The 22,495-nt window shown below is 55.9% G+C and carries 21 protein-coding genes; 9 read left to right on the forward strand and 12 right to left on the reverse strand.

Going from position 1 to position 22,495, the window contains the following annotated elements:
* Positions 1-128: 128 nt before the first annotated feature.
* Positions 129-1,220 (forward strand): metal-dependent hydrolase, encoded by a 1,092-nt coding sequence (locus ACO6TI_RS18515; protein ID WP_281927059.1) that lies wholly within the window; start codon positions 129-131, stop codon positions 1,218-1,220.
* A 16-nt stretch (positions 1,221-1,236) separates the two neighbouring features.
* On the opposite strand, the gene ACO6TI_RS18520 is transcribed toward ACO6TI_RS18515, so the two are convergent.
* The 3 genes from ACO6TI_RS18520 to ACO6TI_RS18530 form a co-directional block, all read right to left on the reverse strand.
* Entirely contained in the window at positions 1,237-2,175 is a 939-nt protein-coding gene (locus ACO6TI_RS18520; protein ID WP_209013469.1) for a hypothetical protein, read from the reverse strand.
* Positions 2,176-2,395: 220 nt separating this feature from the next.
* Positions 2,396-2,920 carry a TerB family tellurite resistance protein gene (locus tag ACO6TI_RS18525; protein WP_055118453.1) on the reverse strand — a complete coding sequence of 175 codons (525 nt, stop codon included), beginning with the start codon at positions 2,918-2,920 and terminating at the stop codon, positions 2,396-2,398.
* A gap of 66 nt (positions 2,921-2,986) precedes the next feature.
* Positions 2,987-5,173 carry an anthranilate synthase component I gene (locus ACO6TI_RS18530; RefSeq protein WP_055118452.1) on the reverse strand — a complete coding sequence of 729 codons (2,187 nt, stop codon included), beginning with the start codon at positions 5,171-5,173 and terminating at the stop codon, positions 2,987-2,989.
* Between the two features lie 405 nt (positions 5,174-5,578).
* Here ACO6TI_RS18530 and sthA point away from each other — a divergent pair, with 405 nt between their 5' ends.
* Both sthA and ACO6TI_RS18540 read left to right on the forward strand, forming a co-directional pair.
* Complete coding sequence (gene sthA, locus ACO6TI_RS18535; protein ID WP_055118447.1) at positions 5,579-6,979, forward strand: Si-specific NAD(P)(+) transhydrogenase; 1,401 nt, start codon at positions 5,579-5,581, stop codon at positions 6,977-6,979.
* 115 nt (positions 6,980-7,094) lie between these two features.
* Positions 7,095-8,516 (forward strand): 8-oxoguanine deaminase, encoded by a 1,422-nt coding sequence (locus ACO6TI_RS18540; RefSeq protein WP_422383050.1) that lies wholly within the window; start codon positions 7,095-7,097, stop codon positions 8,514-8,516.
* A gap of 63 nt (positions 8,517-8,579) precedes the next feature.
* On the opposite strand, the gene ACO6TI_RS18545 is transcribed toward ACO6TI_RS18540, so the two are convergent.
* Entirely contained in the window at positions 8,580-9,344 is a 765-nt protein-coding gene (locus ACO6TI_RS18545; RefSeq protein WP_104704293.1) for an FKBP-type peptidyl-prolyl cis-trans isomerase, read from the reverse strand.
* A gap of 111 nt (positions 9,345-9,455) precedes the next feature.
* On the opposite strand from ACO6TI_RS18545, the gene ACO6TI_RS18550 reads away from it, so the two are divergent.
* A complete protein-coding gene (locus ACO6TI_RS18550) occupies positions 9,456-10,496 on the forward strand; it encodes a M23 family metallopeptidase (RefSeq protein ID WP_282046465.1) in 1,041 nt (346 codons plus the stop codon).
* Between the two features lie 51 nt (positions 10,497-10,547).
* On the opposite strand, the gene tmpB is transcribed toward ACO6TI_RS18550, so the two are convergent.
* Positions 10,548-11,144: a (R)-1-hydroxy-2-trimethylaminoethylphosphonate oxygenase gene (tmpB, locus tag ACO6TI_RS18555; protein WP_055118441.1), complete on the reverse strand. Its 597-nt coding sequence runs from the start codon at positions 11,142-11,144 to the stop codon at positions 10,548-10,550.
* Positions 11,141-12,283, reverse strand: a complete 1,143-nt coding sequence (gene tmpA / locus ACO6TI_RS18560) for a 2-trimethylaminoethylphosphonate dioxygenase (protein ID WP_281927055.1) — start codon at positions 12,281-12,283, stop codon at positions 11,141-11,143. Before tmpA ends, tmpB begins: the two co-directional genes overlap by 4 nt.
* 95 nt (positions 12,284-12,378) lie before the next feature.
* Between tmpA and ACO6TI_RS18565 the strand changes: the two genes are divergently transcribed.
* The gene (locus ACO6TI_RS18565; protein ID WP_055118438.1) at positions 12,379-13,245 is read left to right on the forward strand and encodes a LysR family transcriptional regulator; all 867 of its coding nucleotides are present in this window, start codon (positions 12,379-12,381) and stop codon (positions 13,243-13,245) included.
* Between the two features lie 35 nt (positions 13,246-13,280).
* Here the strand turns inward: ACO6TI_RS18565 and ACO6TI_RS18570 are convergent, their stop codons facing one another.
* Positions 13,281-13,793: a MarR family winged helix-turn-helix transcriptional regulator gene (locus ACO6TI_RS18570; protein WP_055119005.1), complete on the reverse strand. Its 513-nt coding sequence runs from the start codon at positions 13,791-13,793 to the stop codon at positions 13,281-13,283.
* Between the two features lie 304 nt (positions 13,794-14,097).
* On the opposite strand from ACO6TI_RS18570, the gene ACO6TI_RS18575 reads away from it, so the two are divergent.
* Positions 14,098-15,099 (forward strand): DMT family transporter, encoded by a 1,002-nt coding sequence (locus tag ACO6TI_RS18575; protein ID WP_422383051.1) that lies wholly within the window; start codon positions 14,098-14,100, stop codon positions 15,097-15,099.
* A 4-nt stretch (positions 15,100-15,103) separates the two neighbouring features.
* On the opposite strand, the gene ACO6TI_RS18580 is transcribed toward ACO6TI_RS18575, so the two are convergent.
* Both ACO6TI_RS18580 and ACO6TI_RS18585 read right to left on the reverse strand, forming a co-directional pair.
* A complete protein-coding gene (locus ACO6TI_RS18580) occupies positions 15,104-15,997 on the reverse strand; it encodes an ROK family protein (RefSeq protein WP_104704187.1) in 894 nt (297 codons plus the stop codon).
* Positions 15,998-16,561: 564 nt separating this feature from the next.
* Entirely contained in the window at positions 16,562-17,497 is a 936-nt protein-coding gene (locus tag ACO6TI_RS18585; protein WP_104704295.1) for a pirin family protein, read from the reverse strand.
* Positions 17,498-17,644: 147 nt separating this feature from the next.
* Between ACO6TI_RS18585 and ACO6TI_RS18590 the strand changes: the two genes are divergently transcribed.
* A complete protein-coding gene (locus tag ACO6TI_RS18590; protein ID WP_196998664.1) occupies positions 17,645-18,172 on the forward strand; it encodes a DNA topology modulation protein FlaR in 528 nt (175 codons plus the stop codon).
* A 38-nt stretch (positions 18,173-18,210) separates the two neighbouring features.
* Positions 18,211-18,816 carry a thiamine phosphate synthase gene (locus tag ACO6TI_RS18595; RefSeq protein WP_196899265.1) on the forward strand — a complete coding sequence of 202 codons (606 nt, stop codon included), beginning with the start codon at positions 18,211-18,213 and terminating at the stop codon, positions 18,814-18,816.
* Between the two features lie 52 nt (positions 18,817-18,868).
* Here ACO6TI_RS18595 and ACO6TI_RS18600 read toward each other — a convergent pair whose 3' ends face one another.
* Both ACO6TI_RS18600 and ACO6TI_RS18605 read right to left on the reverse strand, forming a co-directional pair.
* On the reverse strand, positions 18,869-19,210 hold the full coding sequence (locus ACO6TI_RS18600) for a hypothetical protein (RefSeq protein ID WP_422383052.1): 342 nt from the start codon (positions 19,208-19,210) through the stop codon (positions 18,869-18,871).
* Between the two features lie 66 nt (positions 19,211-19,276).
* On the reverse strand, positions 19,277-20,161 hold the full coding sequence (locus ACO6TI_RS18605; RefSeq protein ID WP_108873114.1) for a LysR substrate-binding domain-containing protein: 885 nt from the start codon (positions 20,159-20,161) through the stop codon (positions 19,277-19,279).
* A gap of 278 nt (positions 20,162-20,439) precedes the next feature.
* Between ACO6TI_RS18605 and ACO6TI_RS18610 the strand changes: the two genes are divergently transcribed.
* Positions 20,440-21,936: a CoA-acylating methylmalonate-semialdehyde dehydrogenase gene (locus ACO6TI_RS18610; protein ID WP_055118429.1), complete on the forward strand. Its 1,497-nt coding sequence runs from the start codon at positions 20,440-20,442 to the stop codon at positions 21,934-21,936.
* A gap of 58 nt (positions 21,937-21,994) precedes the next feature.
* On the opposite strand, the gene ACO6TI_RS18615 is transcribed toward ACO6TI_RS18610, so the two are convergent.
* Positions 21,995-22,312, reverse strand: coding sequence for a hypothetical protein (locus ACO6TI_RS18615; protein ID WP_422383053.1), 318 nt, complete (start codon positions 22,310-22,312; stop codon positions 21,995-21,997).
* Positions 22,313-22,495 lie beyond the last annotated feature (183 nt).

The raw sequence follows: 22,495 nt of genomic DNA on the forward strand, positions 1-22,495 counted from the left end.
TCGATTTTGACGAACAAGAGACAAGGGCGGGTTGACTGATCCGCCTTTTTTGCGTGATGCATTGCCAATGGGTGCACGCTACCACATATCCGGCTGACTTTCCTGCTGTGTTACCCACGGACCAATAAATGGATTCACTCACTCAATTCGTTCTCGGTGCCGCCGTTTCAACCGCCTGCCTCGGACCAAAGATCGGACCACGCAAGGCAGTGTTGGTGGGTGGCCTGCTCGGCACATTGCCGGATCTGGATGTGTTTATTCCGTTTGACGACCCCATCGACAGTTTCGTTTACCACCGCGGCTGGTCGCATTCGATCTTCGTCCATGCCTTGGCCGCGCCGGTAATCGGTGAAGCATTGATGAGATTGTTCAAAGGCTTGCGGGATCAACGCTGGTTGACATGGGGAGCGGTTTTTCTTGTCCTGTCGACGCACGCGATCATCGACGCGATGACAGTTTATGGCACAAGGCTGTTCTGGCCGTTTTACCCGGACCCGGTGGGCGTCGGCTCGGTGTTCATTATCGATCCGGTTTACACGATCCCGCTGCTCGTCGTGGTTATCTATGCACTGTGCAAGAAAAACTGGACGTCACGACTTCGAAACTGGGTCGCAGGCGCATTGGTGTTGACGACTGGTTATCTTGGCCTCAGCGCTGTGCTTCAGCAATATGTGCAGTCTCAGGCGCGATCGGTGTTTCAGAGCCAGGGCATGGAACCGGATGCCGTTTACGCGATTGCTGCGCCTTTCAATATTTTGCTCTGGAAAGTCATCGGATTGCGGGAAGACGGCTACGACAACCTGTATTTCTCGTTGCTCGACGGCAAAGGCGCACCTGAGATTTATGAGCATCCCCGGCATCCGGAATTGGCGGCATGCCTGACGAATACAGCGGCCTTCAAAAAGCTGGAATGGTTCAGCAGGGGATATTTCAGGACAGAGCTTGTCGGAGACAAGGTTGTCGTTTCGGATCTGCGCATGGGCCTGACCCCTGGCTACGCCTTTCGTTTCGCGATCGGCCAGGTCGGCCAAAACGGCATTCAGCCGATTGCGCCGCTCCGTGATTCCGGTCTGGCGCGGATTGATGCCGATGACTGGGACTGGTTCGTGGAGCGGCTCCAGGGACGACCGAGTATCAGAAAAGCGGAAGCCAACACAGGTGATGCATTGAACGTTCTGGCTTCGGCAAGCTGCAATGCGGGCGGGGCCCTCTCCGGATAAACGGCGAGCCCGGTTCTTAGTCGTTCAAACCGGACTCGGCCAACGGAACAAGGGCCGTTTCACCCAGGAGAGCATCGGGATCGTGAATGGCGGGGACCTGCTGGCAATCCGCCGACTGAGCCTCGTTTTCGTCCTGGTGCTCCTTGAGCGCCGCGCAGATCGGTATCGCTGCCTGCCGTGTACCACCGGCTGCCACACTCATCACATCCAGCAGGGAGCCATCCGTTTCATGAAGCGCCGACGCAAGGTGCTTCGCAAACAGCGATATTGTCCGATCTGCCGAATAGTTGGCGGCCTGTCCGGCACCTGCCGAGGAGACCAGCGCTTCGGGACGTTCCTTGTGGTCGACCCTGTGTGCGTCGAAAAGGTGCATATTGACCGCATAGGAGTTGTTGGTATCAAGAACGAGGATAACCTCGGCGGCCGGAATAGTGTGGATCATCGCCGCAAAGGCTGGCGCTGATACCCACGTGCCCTCGCTGATTGCATCTGTTGCTGTTTCGGGGCGTTGGTCTGCCCAGAACTCGAGCACGTAGCCATTGGCCTCGCCCGAAGGGTCATCATCCTTCTGGCCCAGAGGCAGGTTGGCATAGATGATCAGACGATCTTCCGGACCAAGACGATTGGCCAGCTCCGTGGCCTTTCGCTTCAAGGCGGAAGCATTGGCACCCTCGTTGATGAGAAGGTGAATGTTGTCCGGACCGGCATCAAGCCTCGGACCCAAAGCACTCACCACCTTGTCCAGGCTGTTGCGGCAAATTTCAGGCGATTGAGGGTTCCACGGCGGACAATTTCCAATTCCAAGGATATGGTTTTTCAGTCCGGTATCCTCTTGGGCATTTGCTCCTGCAGCCAGAGCAAAGACCGCGGCAGCGCACACGAGCAAGGAAGCGCCGGCCTTTTTGCAGCGCGGCCTGTCAAACCATGCAGATTTCCTGTCGGCGCCGCCCGTCATTGTTTCTCCCGAGACCCCGTGTTGTCGGATCCTGTCTGTTATAATGCCACCCGGTGAAGACAGTGCAAAATCAAACCTGGAATTCAATAGAACTCGGTTGCAGTCCGTTAATCAACTTTCTTTTCAACCCAAGATGTTCCATGAAACCAAATCTGTTCAGTATCACTTGGTATGTTCGGGTGATCTGACAGACTGTAGAATTCCTTCAGACAAAATTCGTTCAACCTTGCAATTGCTTGAGTTTTTCTACGATGTGTATCGTGTCGTCTGTCAATGTTCCCGTATCGGCGTTGCCGACAAGTGAAACCATCTGGATTAGGTCCGGAATCGTGTCGCGACCGCCAAGGTGAACTGTTCTCTTGATCAGGCGGCGGATCATGTCGTCGGGGTTGCTGCTTTGATTGGCAAGCCACCTTGAAAACAGGTAAAGGTCGTCGGCTTCCGCAGCAGACATCTGAAACACGGTTTGCAGTTGCTCCAGGATGGCGTCTTGTTCTGCCCGCGAGATGCCGCCGTCCGTCTCGGCTGTCAAAACCAGCAATGTAGCAGCCGTCACCCGTGGATCATCGACGCCTTCGGTCGGATGCTGATTGGCACGGGTCCGAAAACCGAAGCGCCGGGCCGCAGATTTGACGTCTTGGGCCGCTTCCAGAACAACTCGTGTGCTGTCGGCCGCCTGGCGGGCCCGGTAGATCCAGAACGCAGCGCCTGCGAGGGCGGCAAGAATTGCGAGCAGAATATGCAAAGGGTGTCTCCTTCAATTTCCACTCGCATCCTTAGCGCAAATACCGCCAACGTGTCTTGACAAAAATTACAAGGCGTCTTCGCGTTCGCGGCTCTTCGCCGAAACGAGCCGGCTGACAACATTTTCGATGATCATGTGACCTGCGTCCTGATCCAGTGACATGATGGATTCCGGGTGGAACTGCACCGCGGCAATGGCCTCTTTTTCATGCTCAATCGCCATCACGACACCATCCTCGGTCTCCGCCGTCACCCGAATATCCCCGGGCAGGGTAGGCCTCTTCGCAAACAGCGAATGATAGCGGCCGACGATCACCGGCGCATTGAGACCGTCAAAGAGGAGGGAATTCCCGGAGATGCTGATCGGTGACGGTTTACCGTGCATTGGAATATCCAGTTGGCCGAGTTCCGCACCGAAATACTCCGAAAGTGCCTGCAGTCCGAGGCAGACGCCGAAGATCGGCAACGCGCGGGCGCGGGCTCGACCGATCGTCGCTGCGCAGTCGAAGTCCTTCGGGTTGCCGGGGCCTGGTGACAGAACAACCAGGTCCGGATTGACGTCATGAAAGACATGGTCGGCAACCGGCGTTCTGTAGGTGACGACGTCGGCGCCCGTTTGCCGGAAATAATTCGCAAGCGTGTGCACAAAACTGTCTTCGTGATCCACGAGCAGGATCTTCAGGCCCTCGCCAGGCTTGTGGGTTTCAGTCGTTTCGGTGGAACGGGTCGCCAGGCCGGCTTCGCGAACCGCCGCACGCATGGCTTCTGCCTTGAGTTCGGTTTCCGCTTCTTCGTCTTCCGGAACACTGTCGTAAAGCAGTGTTGCGCCAGCCCGGATCTGCGCCAGTCCGTCCTTGATGCGGACGGTCCGCAGTGTCAGGCCGGTGTTCATGTCGCCATTGAAGAGAACAGCGCCGATGGCCCCACCGTACCAGGCACGCGGTGACTTTTCGTGATCCTCGATGAACTGCATCGCCCACCGTTTCGGCGCCCCTGTCACTGTGACGGCCCAGGTATGGGAGAGGAAGGCGTCCAGCGCATCCATGTCCTCGCGAAGAGTACCTTCGATATGATCCACCGTGTGGATCAGCCGGGAATACATCTCAATTTGCCGCCGCCCGATCACCTTGACAGAGCCTGGGACACAAACCCGGCTCTTGTCGTTTCGGTCGACGTCGGAACACATGGTCAGCTCCGCCTCGTCCTTTGCCGAATTCAACAGCTTGCGGATCTGCGCCTCGTCCTCGATCGCGTTCTTGCCGCGTCGGATCGTGCCGGAGATCGGGCAGGTTTCCACGCGTCGGCCACCTGTGACACGCACATACATTTCCGGCGAAGCCCCGACGAGGTACTCGTTGTTGCCGAGGTTGAAAAAGAACGAGTAGGGGGAAGGGTTGATCTGGGCAAGGCGCCTGGAAACAGCCGAGGGTGGGTTGGCACAGGGTTCATAGAATGTTTGCCCCGGAACGGTCTCGAACAGATCGCCCCGCCGGAAGTAATCCTTCGCCTTTTCAACAAGTTCGGCATATTCACCCGGCTCATGATCTCCCCGGCCAGGGTCTTTGTTCGCCGGTGCATAGGAACTTTGTTCGCCCGTTCGCTCCAGGTCTTTCGTGGTCTTGCCGTTGACCACAAAATCGTATTCAAGCACATAGGCCCGTTTTCCGTGGTGGTCGACAATCAGGATTTCGTCGGGGAGAAACAGAACGACATCACGCTGATCGTGAGGTCTTTCCAGCTTCTGGTCGATCGGTTCGAACTGGAAGGCCACATCATAACCGAAGGCTCCGTAGAGGCCGAGCTGGTCATCGCCACAGGCAAAAAGGTCCTTCAGCGCGCGAACGATTGAAAATGTCGACGGCTGGCGGGAGCGCTCCTCTTCATTGAAGAGGCGATCCGGTTTCTTGACGGTAAGTTCGATCCTGTCAGAGCCGGCATCAAAGGTTTCAACAACATCGTGTGTCCGCAAGGCCTCGACGATTGCAGGTATGAGAACCTTGCCGCGATCGTTCAAGGCCCGTATCTCGACCTTTCGGTCGGCAGCCTCCAGAACAAGAGGGGGATTGACCAGCGCCATGTCCCAGCGGGTGTAGCGGCCGGGGTACTCGTAGGACGAAGAAAGAACCGCGCCCAATTCGCTGTCGAGCCGGTCGATCCAGTCGGACGTTCCGGTTTCGTAGTCGGAGGGGCGTGAGGTCCGAAGGATCGTAATCCCGCTTTCGGTTTCATAGGTCTGATCTGCCAGTACCGGCATGGTCTTTCCGTTCCCGTTTCTGGTGGCCGTTTGCGGCGTTGGCGGCCTCTTAATGCACCAAGGCCGCCAGCGGTGTCCCGCGGCGGCCTTTGGTGAATTGCTTGATCCTTTCAGAGCATGACTGTTCGCTGGCCGCCTATGTCGCGCCGCGCCACCACCATACTGCTTTCAGGCTCGTCTTCATGAGACGACGCATAGCCGAAGCGCGATGGGAAGGCAATGGTCTATTGACCGGGAAGGAAAAAACAGTCGTTTTTGATCAGTTTGCGGTCTTGGTCCACGCGTTATTTTCGCGAGCACTTGACCCGGGAACAAAGATGCTGTCTTGCAGTGCCTCGACAGACAGAAACGCCAAGGAGAATCGGCGGGAAAACGGCGCGTTGGTCGAACGGCATTGAGGGGCACATGGAACACTACGATCTTATCGTGATCGGCAGCGGGCCGGCGGGCCGTCGGGCTGCGATCCAGGCAGCAAAATTCGGGCGCGACGTACTTGTGGTGGAACGGGGCCGCAGGGTCGGTGGTGTCTCGGTTCACACCGGAACAATCCCCTCAAAAACACTGCGAGAGACTGTTCTGAACCTGACGGGATGGCGCGAGCGCGGATTTTACGGAAGCTCCTATCGTGTCAAGCAGGACCTGACCGCCGCCGATCTCAGGGCGCGGCTCCACATCACGCTCAACCACGAAGTGGATGTGCTTGAGCATCAGTTCTCCCGCAACAAGGTCGACACGGTCCGGGGTGAGGCACGCTTTGTCGAGAGCCACATGATCGAGGTGGAAGGCGATGCCGGGGAGATCCTGAAATACAGCGCGGACAAATTTGTCATCGCCGTCGGGACAAACCCCTTTCGTCCCGGCTATGTTCCCTTCGACGGGAAATTCGTGCTCGACAGCGATGAGATTCTCGATCTGGGCGAGATCCCACGCTCGATCGCCGTTATCGGGGCAGGGGTTATCGGTGTGGAATATGCCTCGATCTTCTCGGCGCTCGACGTTCACGTGACACTCGTTGAACCCCGCGAAACGATGCTGGATTTTCTGGACAAGGAACTTGTCGCCGATTTCACCCATCAATTGCGGGATCGCGGAATCGCCATGCGCTTCGGAGCCAAGGTTGAAGCAATTGAAAAGCATGGTCCTGCCGATTGCGAGATCAAACTGGAGGGGGGGCGGAGTGTTCGCTCCAACGTCATCCTGTTTGCCGCCGGCCGCATGGGCGCGACACCGTCTCTCAATCTGGACAGTTGCGGTTTGTCGGTTGACCACCGTGGCCGCCTCGAAGTCGATCCCGAAACGTTTCAGACGGAAGTCTCCCATATCTTTGCCGCCGGCGATGTGATTGGTTTTCCGAGCCTCGCCTCGACATCGATGGAACAGGGGCGTATCGCTTCGTGCCATGCGCTTGGCGAAGCGGCCCACGATCCGCCCGAGTATTTTCCTTACGGGATCTACGCTGTGCCTGAAATCTCGACCGTCGGCATGACGGAAGAGGAAATCAAGGAACGCGGAATTCCCTATGAGTGCGGTGTTGCAAGGTTTCGCGAAACGTCACGCGGGCACATCATGGGCCTTGATACGGGCATGCTCAAGATGATCTTTTCCCTGAAGACCAGGCGGCTACTTGGCTGCCATATTGTCGGAGAAGGGGCAACCGAACTGGTTCATATCGGACAGGCAGTCCTGAACCTTCGCGGCACGTTGGAATATTTTGTCGAAAACACCTTCAACTATCCGACACTTGCCGAAGCATACAAGATTGCCGCGCTCGATGCGTGGAACCGGATGCCGCCTTTGGAAGATTAGATTTCCGACAAATTGCTGAAAGTGTTTCCTCTTTTGACAACATAGTTCTGGGACAACTTAGCAGATACGCTTGGCCGCGACCTGAACCTGAGTCGAATTGATGCGAAGGGCAGCCATGGGCCGGACACTGCTTCTGAAGAATGCCGACATCCTTGTCACGATGGATGACGAGCGCCGTGAAATCGAAAATGGCGGGCTCTTTGCCGAAGACGGAATGCTCACACAGGTCGGGCCCACCGAGGAACTGCCGAAGACCGCCGACAAAGTGATCGACGCGACCGGCCAGATTGTTCTGCCGGGTTTCGTCAACACTCACCATCACCTCAACCAGACGCTCACGCGCAATCTTCCCGCAGCGCAAAACAACAACCTCTTTCCCTGGCTTCAGGCCCATTACCGGATCTGGGCGAAGACCCACCCGGAAGCGTCCCGAAACAGCGCTCTCGTCGGTCTTGCAGAACTTGTGCTGTCGGGCTGTACCACTGTTTTCGACCATTCCTATCTCTTTCAGAGTGGCAACAAGGTGGACTATCAGATCGAAGCAGCCCGGGATCTCGGTGTCCGTTTCCATGCAAGCCGTGGCTCGATGTCGCTGGGTGAGAGCAAGGGCGGATTGCCGCCGGACGACTGTGTTGAGGAAGAAGATGACATACTGAGAGACAGCATCCGGGTGATAGACCGCTATCATGATGCGTCCCCGGGATCGATGACCCGGATTGTGGTCGCTCCGTGTTCGCCGTTTTCGGTGTCGGAAGACCTTTTGAGGGAAAGTGCACACCTGGCACGCGACAAGGGCGTCATGTTGCACACCCATCTGTGCGAGACGCTGGATGAGGAACGCTACACCCTTGAGCGTTTCGGCAAACGTCCCGTGGAGTGGATGGAAGGTCTTGACTGGACCGGCCCCGATGTCTGGTTCGCCCATGCAATCCATGTCGACGACGAGGAAATTCGCCTGTTCGCGGGCACCGGCTGCGGGGCAGCACACTGCCCATGTTCCAACATGCGGCTTGCCTCGGGTATTGCGCCGGTCAAGAAGTATATGGCAGCCGGTGTGAAGGTGGGGCTGGGTGTTGACGGCTCTGCAAGCAATGACGGGTCCAATATGCTTGGAGAAGTGCGACAGGCCATGCTGCTCGCCAGGCTGCAGCTGGGACTGATGCCGCCCGAAGGCCCCCGGAAACATGCACTGCTGCCGCCATCACATCCGTTGCGCGCTGGTGAATGGATGACCGCGCGGGAAGCTCTGGAACTTGCCACGAGAGGCGGCGCCGCGGTGCTGGGACGGGACGATATTGGTTCTTTGGAAACAGGCAAGTGTGCTGATTTCTTCACCCTGGATCTCAACACGCTTCAATTTGCAGGCGGACTGCATGATCCCGTCGCTGCGGTCGTCTTTTGTTGCCCGCAAGGGGCCTCAACAACCGTCGTCAACGGCAAGGTCGTGGTCGATGACGGGCAGATCGTCACGATGGAGATGGGCAAGGTCGTCACCGATCATAACCGGATGAGCCTCGAACTTGCCGTGGGTCACTAGCGGGATAGCTTTGTTGCGGTAATTGTGGTCTCGGACCGATCAATTGCTGTTGGTCGATTTTTATCAGCAGAGCCAGCAATTTTCCGGCAAGACAGCAGCCGTGACGGCTTGGCCGTCTCCGATCCAGCTCATGATGCCACTTTCGACATTGACGACATTTGTAAAGCCGGCCTGCTCCGACAGGTACTGGGACAAGACCTTGCTACGGGCTCCTGTTCGGCAGATGAGCACAACCTCATCCTCGGGACCAGCGACAAGCTTCTGGAGCGAAGCGCCGAAATCCGGGTTCACATTGCCGTTTTCATCGAAAAAGGTCACGAGATGGCTACCGGCAACAACCCCGGTCTGTTTCCACTCGTCAGGCCTCCGGATATCGATCACGGTCGCGCCGGACGCAAGTTTTTCCTTCAGTTCGTCATTGCCGATATCGGAAAATTTCTTCCCTTTGACGTCCAGAAGCTCGATTTCGAACTTGAGCGTCGCATCAGGTGGAATGACGCCGCCTGCGCCGCGGGAGCCGTAGGCCATGTCAGGTGGAATGATCAGCTCACGCTTGCCGCCGACCTGCATGCCTTCAACGCCTTTTTCCCATCCGGGAATGACACGGCGTTCACCAAGCGTGAAGGAGAAGGGTTGTCCTCGGTCCACACTGGAATCGAACTTGGTCCCGTCCATCAGCCAACCGGTGTAGTGAACGACGACGGTTTCGCCAACATTGGCTTCCTCGCCACTGCCTTTTTCGATATCCCGTATCTGCAGTTCGCTTTGCGCTGCCGCGGGAAAGATCATGAATGCAGATATCAGAAGAGTGGACAGCCACTTAATCATCACGCTTGTTCCATAAATTGCCGGAAAGATGTTCGAAGACAGTCGGCGATCATTCGCCGGATTGCAAGTCACGCTACTTGAACGGGACATCAATTGAAAAGGAACTAATCGATGATGTGGCGCTTTGGCACAATCCTTGTCGCGGTCTTTGCTGTCCAAGTGACGGGTGCGGCATATGACACGCATGTTTCGGCTGCTGAGCTTGAAGTGTCCTTGCCGATCGATTGCGACTTCGGGCAGGACTGTTTTGTCCAGAACTACGTTGATATTGATCCGGGACCGGACGTTCAGACCGCCATGTGTGCACAGGCCGGCTATGACGGTCACAAGGGAACGGATTTCCGGGTATTGAACACCAACCAGAAAGCCGGCGTCATCGCCTCCGCGCCCGGCGTCGTAAAGGGTGTTCGAAACGACATGCCGGACAGGCTAGTTCAATCAGCAGAAGATCGAAAGCGGATCGAGGGCAAGGAGTGCGGCAACGGAGTGGTGATTTCCCACGGGAACGGCTGGGAGACCCAGTATTGCCACATGCGGCAAGGTTCAGTGATTGTTTCCAGCGGAGATCGTGTCGAGCGCGGTGATGTCCTCGGCGAGGTCGGTTTTTCCGGTTTCGCCGCCTTTCCGCATGTGCATCTTTCCTTGAGGAAGGACGGCCAGGTTGTCGACCCGTTCCTTGGGCATCCGGAAGCTGCAGAGGATCGTCTTGCGCAGTGTGCGTCCGTTGCAGAGGCAAAAGCGGCTTACGACGGTTCGCTCTGGCAAGGTGACCTCGTTGCATTGTTGAAGGATGCCGACGGCGAGATCATTCAGACCGGGTTTGCGGACAGTGCAGTCAAGTCGATTGATCTGGAAACGGGAACCGAAGCCGAACCCGGGACCCGGTCTCCTGTTTTTGTCTTTTTTGCGCGACTGATAAATCTGAAGAAAGGTGATCGGGTTGCGCTTCGTCTCGTCGGCCCCGAAGGCGTAATGGCGGAATCGGAAGGCGAACCGCTCGAGCGGCAAAAGGCACAATGGGTTGCCTTTGCCGGCCGCAAGCTGAGGGGAGAGGCCTGGCCTGCGGGCGAATATGTCGGCACGGCCATGCTGATCAGAAACCAGCAGATCTTCCGGCAGGAAACGACCTTGTTCTCGCTGGGATATCCGTAAACAGTTCACGTGCGGCAATGGCCTTGCCTGATCTTGTTTGGTTGGCGGAATTCAGGCGCGCGTCTCCAGGTGTCTGTCGACCAAAGTCTGCACCATGGGCGCGAAATGCCAGAAGTCGGGAGTTTCCATATTTGCCTGTTTGCCGGCTTCGTCGAGATATCGAACCTGAATGATCTTCTTCAGGTTCGGGTTCTTTTCAAAATCCGCGACTTCATCGGGGCTCATCGGACCGCCCTGGAGATTGAGCGAATGGACAGATGCCTCGGAGAGGCGTTTGAAATAGTCCGGTTTCGTCGCACACAGATAGCGCTTTGCAGCAACATGATGACGGACGCAATCGACGATCACCGACGGAAAGTATGAGCTGAGAACCTGTGCACCCGCTTCCTCGTGAAAACGGTCCTCGGTGTCTTCCATGGAAAAGGTTCCGAACTCCGAAGTGAAGTGTCCGATGTCGTGAAGCAGGGCCCCGACGATGATCTCCTCGTCAAGGCCGTTCCGTTCCGCGATCGTGGCGCCCTGGAGCATGTGCTCAGCCATGGTGACCGGCTCGCCGAGATATTCCTCGTCTCCGCAGCGTTCAAAGATATCACCTATGAACGCGACGATGTTGTCGCGATTGAGTGTTGAAAAATCCGGCTTGCTCACTCAGCTGCCTCCTGGACAGACGTTTGAAGGGACGCAAGCGTCGAAAGCAGGCCATCCTTGTCGGCGTAACACCCCTGTAGCCAACGCGAACCGGTTCCCGAATAAGCCTTGCGGGCATGTAGTACTCGCGTGTTGTCGACGATGAAGCATTCGCCGGGCTCGAGACGGAAAGTCACTTCCATTGCCGTATCGTCAATGATTTCGCCGAGCCTGCGGTAGGCTTCGTAATAAAGGGCCATATCTTCGAAAGGCACGTCGGTTATTGCGGCTGCAGACCTGTTGTTGAAGCGAACCGCTATGAGTTCTCCATCAGGCGCAAGCTCTATCATCGGTCGGCGGGACGTCAAGGCAACACCCTTTTCGCCTGCATATTCAAATTTCGCGCAGTATCGGCTCAGAACATCGAACCACGCGGAATTTTCGTTCTTCAGGCGCATTGCCGCCTTAAATCCGTCGACCACCATGTTTTCGCCGCCCGCAGCTGAACTTTCCAGGCAGTAAAGAACCTGAATTGTCGGCACGGGATCGCGGTAGGGATTGTCGGTATGTGCCTGAAGTCCCAGTCCCGTGAAGGCCAGATTGGTTGGATTGACTTCGGTCCGGACTTCAAAGTGCCTTCCGTAGTTTGTTTCCCTGACAAAACCGAACAGTTGGACGACTTTCATCAGCGCCTGGTCTTCTACCGGTCCACCGTTGAGTTTTCCGAAACCGTACCTGGCAACGCTTTCCAGCCACGCTCGCTTTGCCGATGGATCCGAGGCTATGTGATTGAAATCGGCAGAAGGAACATTTTCATTGAGCATCGCGTCCCAGGTCTCGATGCTATCGGCGAGCCAGCCCTTTTCAGAGACTCGCGGACGGTCGTAAGCGTTCGCAATCAGCCAGTCGATTGAGTAATCGACGTCCTTGTTTTCAGGTGAAAATGTAATCTTGAGCGTTGTGCCTTCGACTGCAACCGCGGAAATCTGGACCTTAGGATCGATATCCCGCAACGCAATCAGCCTTTGACCATTCGATGGGGATCTTGTCTCCGTGTCCCAGGCATTGTCACGCAGCCAGACCGCGTGGAAGCGAAACTGTTCCCGGTTGTGGTCGAGAACAAGAATATTACCCGACTCATTGATTGCCACCTGTGTCATCCGCCAAAGCCTCTCCTGTCTGGACAATGACAAGATCGTGCTGTTTTACTATAAAATCAAATTAGGAATTAAGAGACTTAGGGTTCGTTTTGCTAATGGATAAGTCCAGATTTGAGAACCTGCCGCTGGAGTGGGTGAGGGCGTTCGAGGTCGCGGCGCGTACAGGAAGTTTTACAGCCGCTGCGCAGGAAACCGGGTTGACTCAATCAGCGATCAGTCAGCGGATCGGCAAGCTCGAAAAGCGCCTGGAAACACAGTTGTTTTTGCGTCAGCCGCGCAGCATTTCCCTGACGGTCGAGGGCGAGACATGGGTTCCGCACGTCCGTTCTGCCTTGGAGAGTCTGAGGGAAAGTTCCGAGGGAATATTCGGAATATCACGAAATCGGGTAACGATCTCGGCGAGTGCGTCAATCATTGAACTTTGGCTGATGCCTCGATTGTACAGACTGTCATCTGAAATAGATGCGCAGATTTCCTTCAAGACACTTGTTCTTTCCTCGGAAGTTCAGCAAGAGCCCGGTGTCATCCAGATAAGATACGGGTCGGGAGATTGGCCCTACACGTATAAACTGCCGCTCTACAGTGAAGTCATCGCACCCGTAGCCTCGCCGAAGCTTTTGGGACGTTCCGCGGATTGGACAGGCCTGCCCCGGATCGCGGTCGTTGGACCTCGACCCGGCTGGAACGATTGGTCAGCCAGGTTCGGAACGCCGTCGACGCCGCTTGCCGATCTTCGCTTCGACACCTTTTTTGCAGCTTTGTCCGCGGCAAGAAAAGGTTTTGGGGTCACGCTTGCTTCTCTGCCACTTTGTCAGGAGGACTTGAAGACCGGACGCTTGCAACGCGTTTCAACTGAAAATCTGCCCCATCACCAGACATACTGGTTGCTGGCGTCCAAGGAAGCCGTTTCAAGGAAACAATGGAACCTGCTGGAAAAGGGATTGAAGGCAATCGGTGACTGAAAGATCTGTCACGACACCGTTTGTCCGTTTCGCACCTATTTGCCCGTAATGGGATCGTTTGCGGTTCGGATGAGTTTCTCAAGAAGTGCCGAGAGCTGGTCTTGTTCGTTCGCCGTCAGACCTTCGACTGCACGGGCCTGCATGTCGACATACTGTGGGATCATGCGTTTGACCAGTTGCAGGCCTTTGTCAGTGACACACACGGTAAGGGCACGACGGTCGTCGGGATGCGGGCAACGTTCAACCAGACCGGCCTTTTCCAACTTGTCCACACGCGCAGTCATGCCGCCTGAACTCATCATCGTTGAGCGATAAAGCTCGGTCGGTGTCAGTTTGTAGGGAGGACCGGATCTGACCAGTGTCGCCAGCACATCGAATTCTCCCAGCTTCAGACCGATTTTCGCGTAGGCCGGAACCAGGTAATCGCGGTTCATCAACTGCGCCGCTTCGTTCAGGCGCCCGAGCAACACCATCGGCAGCAGTTGTTCGGCAACTTCCGGGACTTCCTTCTGCCATTGCCGCCGCGCGCGTTCAGCCCGGTCGGTCATTAGGTCCGCCGGGTCGCCGAACAGGTGTTTCGATGGTTTTGACCGCGTGTCGGAAGGTTTGTTCATAGCGTCGTCCCGGGAACGTAATGTTCTGCGTTTCTGCCATTGTCGGGAGAATGAAATCCACCGACAGACAGTCCGGCATCTCCAATGGTTTGGTGAACCGACCTTTCCCTTTTCGATACCTGCTGTCAATACGCGTCAAGAATCTTGACATAAAGTATCTTGAAATAAAGATAAAAAATGATACCTATACCTCCAGGCGAAAACGCGCTGTTGCCAAACAGATCAAAAGGACGATCAAATGTCAGCCATGGCCAGACAGGATACGCAATCGAGTTCCGGAGGTATCGGACAGGGGTACAAGTCTTCGGCAGGAGGCAGGAGCCCACTGGAAAGGTCGCTTGTGCTTATGCTGATTGTCGGCTCGTTTCTCGGAGTTTCAACGGTTTTTGCCAAGGCGGCTCCCGAAATCGGTTGGCACCCCATCGCGCTGCTGCAGTGGTCGATCCTCGGTGGCGCTATCGGACTTTTTGGTGCCACCAGACTGGCCGGTTTGAAAAACGGCAGCACAAGGGTCGCAAAAGAAAAGGGGCACCAGCAACGGTTGGTGATCTACATCCTGATCACAGGCCTCTTGTTCATCTTGCCGAACATGATCGCCGTGGCGGCCGCACCCAGGGTGGGAGCCGGCTTTGTGGCACTCTGTTTTGCGTTTCCTTTGGTACTGACCTACGCCTTTGCGGTTGTCCTGCGTCTTCAGCGTTTCCAGTGGATCATGGGCGCCGGCGTGTTCTTCGGTGTCGCGGGCGGAATTTTACTGGCGATTTCAGGGTCGGAATTGTCTGCAGAGGCGTCTTTCTGGTCGTTGCTGGCGCTTGCAATTCCCCTGTTTCTGGCAGCTGGAAACATATACAGAACGCTGAAATGGCCAAAAGGAGCAAAGCCGGTAGATTTGGCACTCGGCATGATGGTGGTGGGTTTTCTCGTTCTGTCGGCCTTCACCGCAACTTGGGGAATACCGGTTGCGCCTGTTGCGTGGACGCCCGAAGCGGCAGGATTGCTCGCGGCGCAGACCGCCATCTTCGGACTTCAATACGGTCTCTATTTTCGGCTTCAGCAAACCGCGGGGCCGGTCTATCTCAGTCAGATAGGGTCTGTCGCAGCAGTCGTGGGCCTCGGTCTCGGGTATCTGGTGTTCAACGAAGTGCCGAATGCCGCGAAACTGGCTGCGGTGGCAGCTGTAGGCGTCGGCATTATTCTGGTCACCCTTGGGCAACGCCGGGTCTGGCAGTCCACCGACTAGCTGTTCAGTTCCAGAGCCAGGCGGCGCCTCGTACACCTGAGCTGTCGCCGTGAACGGCTTTGCGGATCGGTGTGTCGAACGTATCGGAAAAAATGTAAGGCACCATGGCGGGCGGCAGATCTTCATAGAGCTCATCGATGTTCGACATGCCGCCGCCAAGAACGAAAACATCCGGATCAAGCAGATTGGCGGACATTGCCAGTGACCGGGCGAGGCGGCTCACATAAGCCTCATAGACATGTGTTGCCACGGGGTCACCGGAACGTTTGAGCGCCATGATCTCGTGCCCCTTCAGCAAGGTTCCGGTTTTTTCCTTGTAGTCGAGCTGAAATCCCGTACCTGAACACCAGCGGTCAATAACCCCCCGGTGCCCGATCCAGCTGTCCGGCCCCGGAAACTCGTCTTCCTTGAGCCAGGGAACGGTAATCGCACCCCATTCGCCGCCGATGCCATTTGCACCCTGATGTGCTCTGGCGTCGATCGCAATACCCGAACCGCAACCGGTCCCGATGATAACGGCATGAACGATATGCGCACCTGCGCCGGCACCATCGGTCGCCTCGGAGACGGCAAGGCAGTTGGCGTCGTTCTGGATACGCACAGGTCTGCCGATGACGTATTCAAGATCCTTGTCGAGTGGCTTGCCGTTCATCCAGGTGGAATTGGCATTCTTGACGAGGCCAGACTTTGGCGACAGTGATCCCGGAATGCCGAGGCCGAGCGTTCCGGATTGACTGGTCGCCGTCTCTGCCTCATTTACCAGATGTTTTACCGCTTCCAGGCACCCTTGGTAGTCGTCCCTGGGTGTGTCGACTCTCTGCCGGAAGAGTTCGCTGCCTTCGTTGGACAGCGCAATGATCTCGATTTTTGTTCCGCCCCAGTCAATTCCAAGCCGCATGTCGTTCCACCCGTGTCAGCAAGTCAAATACAGGTTTTGCCCTTGCTCGATTTGTCTTCTTGATTGCCGTCACATTTCAATTCTGTCCGGTCCGCAGCCGCCTCAATTTCGCTGAAGATTGCGATCTGACCTGGGACAGAACCAACAAGATCGATCGGTCCGTTCTCTCATATTGTCCGCCGTCGTGCGGCCATGCATTGGTCCTTTGCGCCGGGCAAAAGACTGCGCGAAACGCTTCGACTGCGGATCCAGTCGCAAAAGAAAGCGCGCTTGCCGATCCGAAGACTTTGTTTTCGAGTTCCCGAGTGACACATGAAGCGGAATGTTTGCTCTGCATGAGGCTCTCGCGGTCAACAAGACAAAATGCGCGCGAAGCGCTCTCGGATCGGGCACCTTATTGGCAGAGAACCGGTTGCGATTGCAAGTAGCTGACGCGCAAAACCAACCGAAACCGGACGATCGGTTATAGGCCTGTTGATGCAGAGGCGAAAATGAAAAATACAGAGCCGGAAGTGACCGGCTCTGTATGCTGTTAGAAGGCAGGGTATTGCGGTATGCGCGCCTTTACGGCCCTGGACGGTCTGGAAGCGGGATAAATTCCTCTGCATCTCCCGGAACGGTGTCAAACCGCCCCAGTTTCCAGTCTTCCTTGGCTTGCTCGATACGTTCCTTTGACGACGAGACGAAATTCCACCAGATGTACCGCTTTCCATCCATCGGTTCACCGCCGAGCACGACGAACCGCGCGGGTGAAGATGTCTTGTTCTCGATCACCAGATGGTCGCCAGGCTTGAAAACCAGCAACTGCGCGGGGTCAAAGGGCTGCCCGGCAATAGTGATCTGTCCCGATATCGTGTAAAGGCCGCGCTCTTCCCAGCCGGCATCCAGAGGAACCTTTGCACCGGGTTCGAGCGAAATATCCGCATAAAACATGTCTGATGCGGTCTGCACCGGTGCCTCATGGCCATAGAGGTTGCCGGCAATCAGTTTCACCGAGGCACCGTTATCTGCAAATTCAGGCTGCTCTTCTGCTCCATGGTGCTGGAATGAGGGATCCCCTTCCTCCAGCTGTTTCGGCAGTGCCACCCAGCTTTGCAGGCCGAACAGCGGGCGTTTTTCCTGCAGACGTACCGGGCGCTCGCGCTCGGAATGGACAATGCCCTTGCCGGCGCTCATCCAGTTCAACGCGCCCGGGGCGATTGCGATCTCGGTGCCGAGACTGTCGCGATGGTACATTTCGCCTTCAAAGAGATAAGTGACCGTGGCAAGACCGATATGCGGGTGAGGGCGCACGTCGATACCACCGCCCACCAACAGTTCAGCCGGACCCATCTGATCAAAGAAGATGAATGGGCCAACCATGCGCCGTCTTGCCGAGGGCAAGGCCCGTCGAACCGAAAAGCCACCAAGGTCAGAGGTTCGCGGGACGATAATCGTGTCGATAGGGTCGCAGCTTGTTGCAACACCGGGAATTGGATCGGGACTGTTCAACCAGCTCATCGGCTTCTCCTTGCCAATCAATGCACGTCTGAAGCCTAAATTGGGTCTGCGTGGTGAATGTGTCCACTGAACAGTGCGTTTCCATCTTTTCAGACAATCGGAAGAGTGTATAACGTCGGCCCGCAATTTCCTTATCAAGGTGCTTCCATGAAACGGGTGATGATCGTCGGTGGCCCGGGATCGGGCAAGAGCATGCTCGCTCGGCTTCTCGGCAAGCAGTCAGGCCTGCCCGTCTACCACATGGACAAGATCCATTATCGTGCGGGCTGGCTGGAGCGCACTCGGGAAGAAAAAGATCTTCTGACCCACGAAGTGCACATGAAGGATTCCTGGATATTTGAAGGTGGCCATTCCAATACATATGAAGAGCGCGTCTCCAGGGCCGACACGTTTGTCTGGCTTGATATTCCCGTTGCCCTGAGGATATTCCGAGTGCTGAAACGATCGCTGCGGTACTACGGGCAATCGCGCCCTGATCTGGCCGAAGGATGTCCGGAACGTTTCAACTTGCAAACAATCGAGTTCTTGCACTTCATCTGGCGTACACGGCGCAGCGCGCGCGCCAGATTGATGAAGATCTATGAGAACCCTCCGCAACATCTCCGGGTTGTTCGCATTCGAACAAAGTCGGAGTTCGCTGCCTTTTTGCAAGCTCCAACTGGCCAGACCTGCTAATGGAAACACGGATTTCAAGCATCGTCAGAGAGAGTGTGATGGATCTCGACCCGTTCTATCCGATCGTTGACAGTTCAAACTGGATTGACCGACTTGTGCCGCTTGGCATCAAACTCGTCCAATTGCGCATCAAGGATGCGTCGGAAGAAACACTGCGGCGGGAGATTGCAACGTCTCAGGCAACTTGCCGGAAGTACGGTTGTCAGCTCATCATCAACGATCACTGGCGCCTGGCGGTCGATCTTGGCTGCGACTATGTTCACCTCGGGCAGGAAGATCTCGCAGATGCAGATCTGGCTTCAATTCGGCGCGCTGGGCTGAGACTGGGCGTGTCGACCCATGACGGCGCGGAACTCGATGCCGCGCTTTCTGTCAAACCCGACTATGTGGCGCTGGGCCCGGTGTTTCCCACGAGTTCCAAGGCGCTCAGCTGGAAACCTCAGGGGCTCGAAAAAATCGAAGGCTGGAAACGGAAAATCGGCGACTTGCCGCTGGTCGCGATCGGCGGCATCACGCTAGAGCGGAGCAGGGATGTTCTGCAAAGCGGTGCAAACAGCGTCGCGATCATCAGCGATGTCACGAAAAATTCCACTCCGGATCAACGCACACTTGACTGGATCGCGGAAACGCAAGATTGGCGTTAGCGGCAAACCACAGGTTTGCAACGCATCTGATGCAGCTCTGGCCCGGTTCAAGTCACATCAGATAGTCGTCTGTATCAATGGCTTGCGCCGTAGGAACACCGTCATCAGCATCGCCGCTGGTGGAAAAGGACTTAACAAAAACATGTTTCACGACATAAGCCAGGGTTGAAGGGTCATCTTCGTCTGATTTGCTCCGGAGATTGTCAGCAACATCCCGTTCCGAATTGGAAAAGTCAAAATTGAATGTTTCGTTCTTTTTGTCGTCTGAAGAAAATCCAAAAGACATAATTGCCTCCTCAAAAGTTATTTTTAGATGTAATACTCCATGAATATGCTGAATAATTAATTCTTGTTTTTTAATACATGGTTTTTTGCACTTTGATTGTGACTGCAATCACAATCAAAGTGCGTGATCGTGCGATATCAATAGGACTTGCGCCAGAACACATGGATGAAGAAATCATTCGCTGAAAATTGTTTTATCGCGCGCGACTTGATCGCGAAGAAAATCTTGAACGGCGGCAACATGACGTAGCGGTCGTGAACTCTCGTGTGTCACCATCCAGTATGACCGGCGCAATTTCAATTCCGGCAATACGGCCACGAGTGCCTTGTCCTCGCGCGCGATAAAATCGTGAAGTATGCCAATTCCCGCACCGCCGCGAACTGCTTCTGTCTGGCCAAGAGCTGAGGCGATTTCAAAGCGGGCAGTCCAGTCTTTGGAAAACTCTGTCCCGTAGTTCAGTTGAGGGGAATAGAGAAGATCTTCGACGTAGCCGATTAGGTCGTGCGCGCTTAGATCGGATGAAGAGGCGGGAGTCCCCCTTGTTTCCAGATAGGTTCTGGACGCATAAAGTCCGAGGGCATAGTCGACCAGCTTGCCCGCGACCAGCCTTCCGGTTTCCGGTCGGTCAATCGTCACCGCGATATCGGCTTCCCGTCGCGAGAGAGAAAAGGAACGTGCTATGGGAACCAGTTGCACGGTCAAGCCAGGATGTCTCTCCGTTAGCTTGCCAAGGCGCGGGGCAAGGTAAGCCACCCCAAACCCGTCTGGGGCACCTATTCGGACCGTTCCCGCAATTTCCGGGGTGTCGCCGCCGAGGTCTGCTTCCGCGGCAACAGCTTCTGCTTCCATGCGTTCGGCCCGGTCGAAAAAGCGGCTGCCTGCTTCCGTGAGCACACAGCCCGACGTTGATCGGTCGAACAATCGGGCGCCGAGGCTTTCTTCCAATGAGGTAAGCCGCCTTGCGACGGTTGCATGGTTCAGGGCAAGGCGTTTTGCTGCTGCCAGAATCTGACCTGTTCTTGCAATGGTCAGAAAAATTCTGATGTCGTCCCAATTCATGAATTTCATGACCTTGTCTCTGCCCTGGTCAAAACGTTGCTGGTTTCGTGGAACTGTCAGAAGCACCACATCCCGGATCCCGCACTTTTCAGGGATGACAATTCCAGGAGTGTTTGCAAGGTTATGGCAGATAGATGACATAACTATAAAAAACGCACAACAGATCCGGAAAACTGGATCTTGTATATAACAAAAATAAGAGCGAAAAACACCAGAACAAATTTTCCGGGAGATCAGCCGTCGGCTGGCTGCCTCGGGCCAGATGGGAGACATGCGATATGCAGAAAATCGGTCACTTTATTGACGGCAAGCACGTGGAAGGTACGTCTGGTCGTTTTGCCGACGTCTACAACCCGGCGACGGGAGAAATCCAGGCGCAGGTTGCGCTCGCCAGTCAGGCTGAAATGGACGCTGCGATCGCCAATGCCGCAGCGGCACAGCGCGGATGGGCTGCAACCAACCCGCAGCGTCGTGCCCGAGTCATGATGAAATTCGTCGACCTGCTCAACCGCGATATGGACAAGCTCGCGGAAGCTCTGTCCCGTGAACATGGCAAGACGCTTCCGGATGCCAAGGGAGATGTTATCCGTGGTCTGGAAGTTGCCGAATTCTGCATTGGTGCCCCACATCACCTGAAGGGTGAGTTCTCTGAAGGTGCAGGTCCCGGCATCGACATGTACTCCATGCGCCAGCCGCTCGGTGTTGTCGCCGGTATCACGCCGTTCAACTTTCCGGCCATGATACCGATGTGGAAATTCTGTCCGGCTATCGCTTGTGGCAACTCGTTCATTCTCAAGCCTTCCGAGCGCGATCCGTCCGTGCCGATCATGTTGGCGGAACTGATGATCGAAGCAGGGTTGCCGGCGGGTGTCTTGAACGTTGTCAACGGCGACAAGAGCGCGGTTGACGCTATCTGCGACGCCGAGACCATTCAGGCCGTCGGTTTCGTCGGTTCCACACCGATCGCCCAGTACGTCTATTCCCGCTCGACAGCAAACGGCAAGCGGGCACAGTGCTTCGGCGGTGCCAAGAACCACATGATCATCATGCCGGATGCCGATCTGGATCAGGCTGCCGATGCACTGGTCGGTGCTGGCTATGGTGCTGCCGGCGAGCGTTGCATGGCTGTTTCTGTTGCCGTTCCTGTCGGTGAAACGACTGCAAATGCGCTCATTGAGAAGCTGGCGCCCAAGGTTGAAGCCTTGAAAATCGGACCGTATACCGCCGGCAATGACGTTGATTTCGGACCGCTCGTCACAAAGGAAGCACTTGGTCGTGTCAGGGGACTGGTGGACCAGGGTGTCAAGGAAGGTGCAAGTCTGGTCGTCGATGGCCGTGATTTCTCCATGCAGGGCTATGAGGACGGTTTCTTCATGGGGGGATGCCTGTTCGACAACGTCACCAGGGACATGGACATCTACAAGACCGAAATCTTCGGCCCTGTCCTGTCTGTTGTGCGTGCAGAGACTTACGAAGAAGCCCTGGATCTGCCGCTTAGCCATGAATACGGAAACGGCACTGCGATATTCACGCGTGACGGCGACACCGCGCGCGATTTTGCTTCCCGGATCAATATCGGCATGGTCGGCATCAATGTGCCGATCCCTGTGCCGCTTGCCTATCACACCTTCGGTGGCTGGAAGAAATCCGGTTTCGGAGACCTGAACCAGCATGGTCCTGACGGTTTCAAGTTCTACACACGGACCAAGACCGTGACCTCCCGCTGGCCGTCGGGCCTGAAGGACGGTGCCGAGTTTGTCATTCCGACAATGTAGTTTGTCCCGTTTCTGTTGTTAATGAAAAGGGGCGGCACACTTTGCCGCCCCTTTTTTGTCAGGCAGCAGCAGCGTTTGCTTCGACAACACGGTCTGCCGTGTAGTGAGACATTGATATCAATCCATCGATTTCCGCCATGATGGCCACAAAGGCCGGGTCCTTCATGACCTTGTTAGCCGCGTCCTTGGCAGTCGTCAGATCCTTCCACAGAACAATGTCGGCGAACAGGTTCTTCTCCTCGCAGGACTCGTAGGCGGTCCAGGAGATGAAACCGTCATAGTGTTTGACGGTGTCTTGCGCTGCTCTGCGGGCAACGCGGGCTTTTTCGCTGTCTTTGACTTTGAAAATCACCACCTCAAGGCAGGGTTCACTCATCTCTTTCTCCTTGGACATTGGAGGGAATATTCCCTGTTTGCCTTCATCGCACAGGCCTCCTGACAGCATTCCGTCAGGACACTGAAAACGCGATGCGCCAAAACGTCCTCGATTTTTGACCGACGTTTTGTGGAGAAACGCCGCTCGAGAATGTAAGAGGTGTTCCTCGGATGGTTCCTTGCG

Source organism: Roseibium album, from assembly GCF_965233825.1.
Classification (GTDB): Bacteria; Pseudomonadota; Alphaproteobacteria; order Rhizobiales; family Stappiaceae; genus Roseibium; species Roseibium album.

Coding starts and splice junctions, on each gene's coding strand:
- ACO6TI_RS18615 (WP_422383053.1), bottom strand. CDS start 22,312: ATGAGTGAACCCTGCCTTGAGGTGGTGATTTTCAAAGTCAAAGACAGC.
- ACO6TI_RS18550 (WP_282046465.1), top strand. CDS start 9,456: ATGATGTGGCGCTTTGGCACAATCCTTGTCGCGGTCTTTGCTGTCCAA.
- ACO6TI_RS18565 (WP_055118438.1), top strand. CDS start 12,379: ATGGATAAGTCCAGATTTGAGAACCTGCCGCTGGAGTGGGTGAGGGCG.
- ACO6TI_RS18605 (WP_108873114.1), bottom strand. CDS start 20,161: ATGAATTGGGACGACATCAGAATTTTTCTGACCATTGCAAGAACAGGT.
- ACO6TI_RS18545 (WP_104704293.1), bottom strand. CDS start 9,344: ATGATTAAGTGGCTGTCCACTCTTCTGATATCTGCATTCATGATCTTT.
- tmpA (WP_281927055.1), bottom strand. CDS start 12,283: ATGACACAGGTGGCAATCAATGAGTCGGGTAATATTCTTGTTCTCGAC.
- ACO6TI_RS18570 (WP_055119005.1), bottom strand. CDS start 13,793: ATGACCGACCGGGCTGAACGCGCGCGGCGGCAATGGCAGAAGGAAGTC.
- ACO6TI_RS18575 (WP_422383051.1), top strand. CDS start 14,098: ATGTCAGCCATGGCCAGACAGGATACGCAATCGAGTTCCGGAGGTATC.
- ACO6TI_RS18540 (WP_422383050.1), top strand. CDS start 7,095: ATGGGCCGGACACTGCTTCTGAAGAATGCCGACATCCTTGTCACGATG.
- ACO6TI_RS18590 (WP_196998664.1), top strand. CDS start 17,645: ATGAAACGGGTGATGATCGTCGGTGGCCCGGGATCGGGCAAGAGCATG.
- ACO6TI_RS18515 (WP_281927059.1), top strand. CDS start 129: ATGGATTCACTCACTCAATTCGTTCTCGGTGCCGCCGTTTCAACCGCC.
- ACO6TI_RS18585 (WP_104704295.1), bottom strand. CDS start 17,497: ATGAGCTGGTTGAACAGTCCCGATCCAATTCCCGGTGTTGCAACAAGC.
- ACO6TI_RS18530 (WP_055118452.1), bottom strand. CDS start 5,173: ATGCCGGTACTGGCAGATCAGACCTATGAAACCGAAAGCGGGATTACG.
- sthA (WP_055118447.1), top strand. CDS start 5,579: ATGGAACACTACGATCTTATCGTGATCGGCAGCGGGCCGGCGGGCCGT.
- ACO6TI_RS18610 (WP_055118429.1), top strand. CDS start 20,440: ATGCAGAAAATCGGTCACTTTATTGACGGCAAGCACGTGGAAGGTACG.
- ACO6TI_RS18580 (WP_104704187.1), bottom strand. CDS start 15,997: ATGCGGCTTGGAATTGACTGGGGCGGAACAAAAATCGAGATCATTGCG.
- ACO6TI_RS18595 (WP_196899265.1), top strand. CDS start 18,211: ATGGATCTCGACCCGTTCTATCCGATCGTTGACAGTTCAAACTGGATT.
- ACO6TI_RS18520 (WP_209013469.1), bottom strand. CDS start 2,175: ATGACGGGCGGCGCCGACAGGAAATCTGCATGGTTTGACAGGCCGCGC.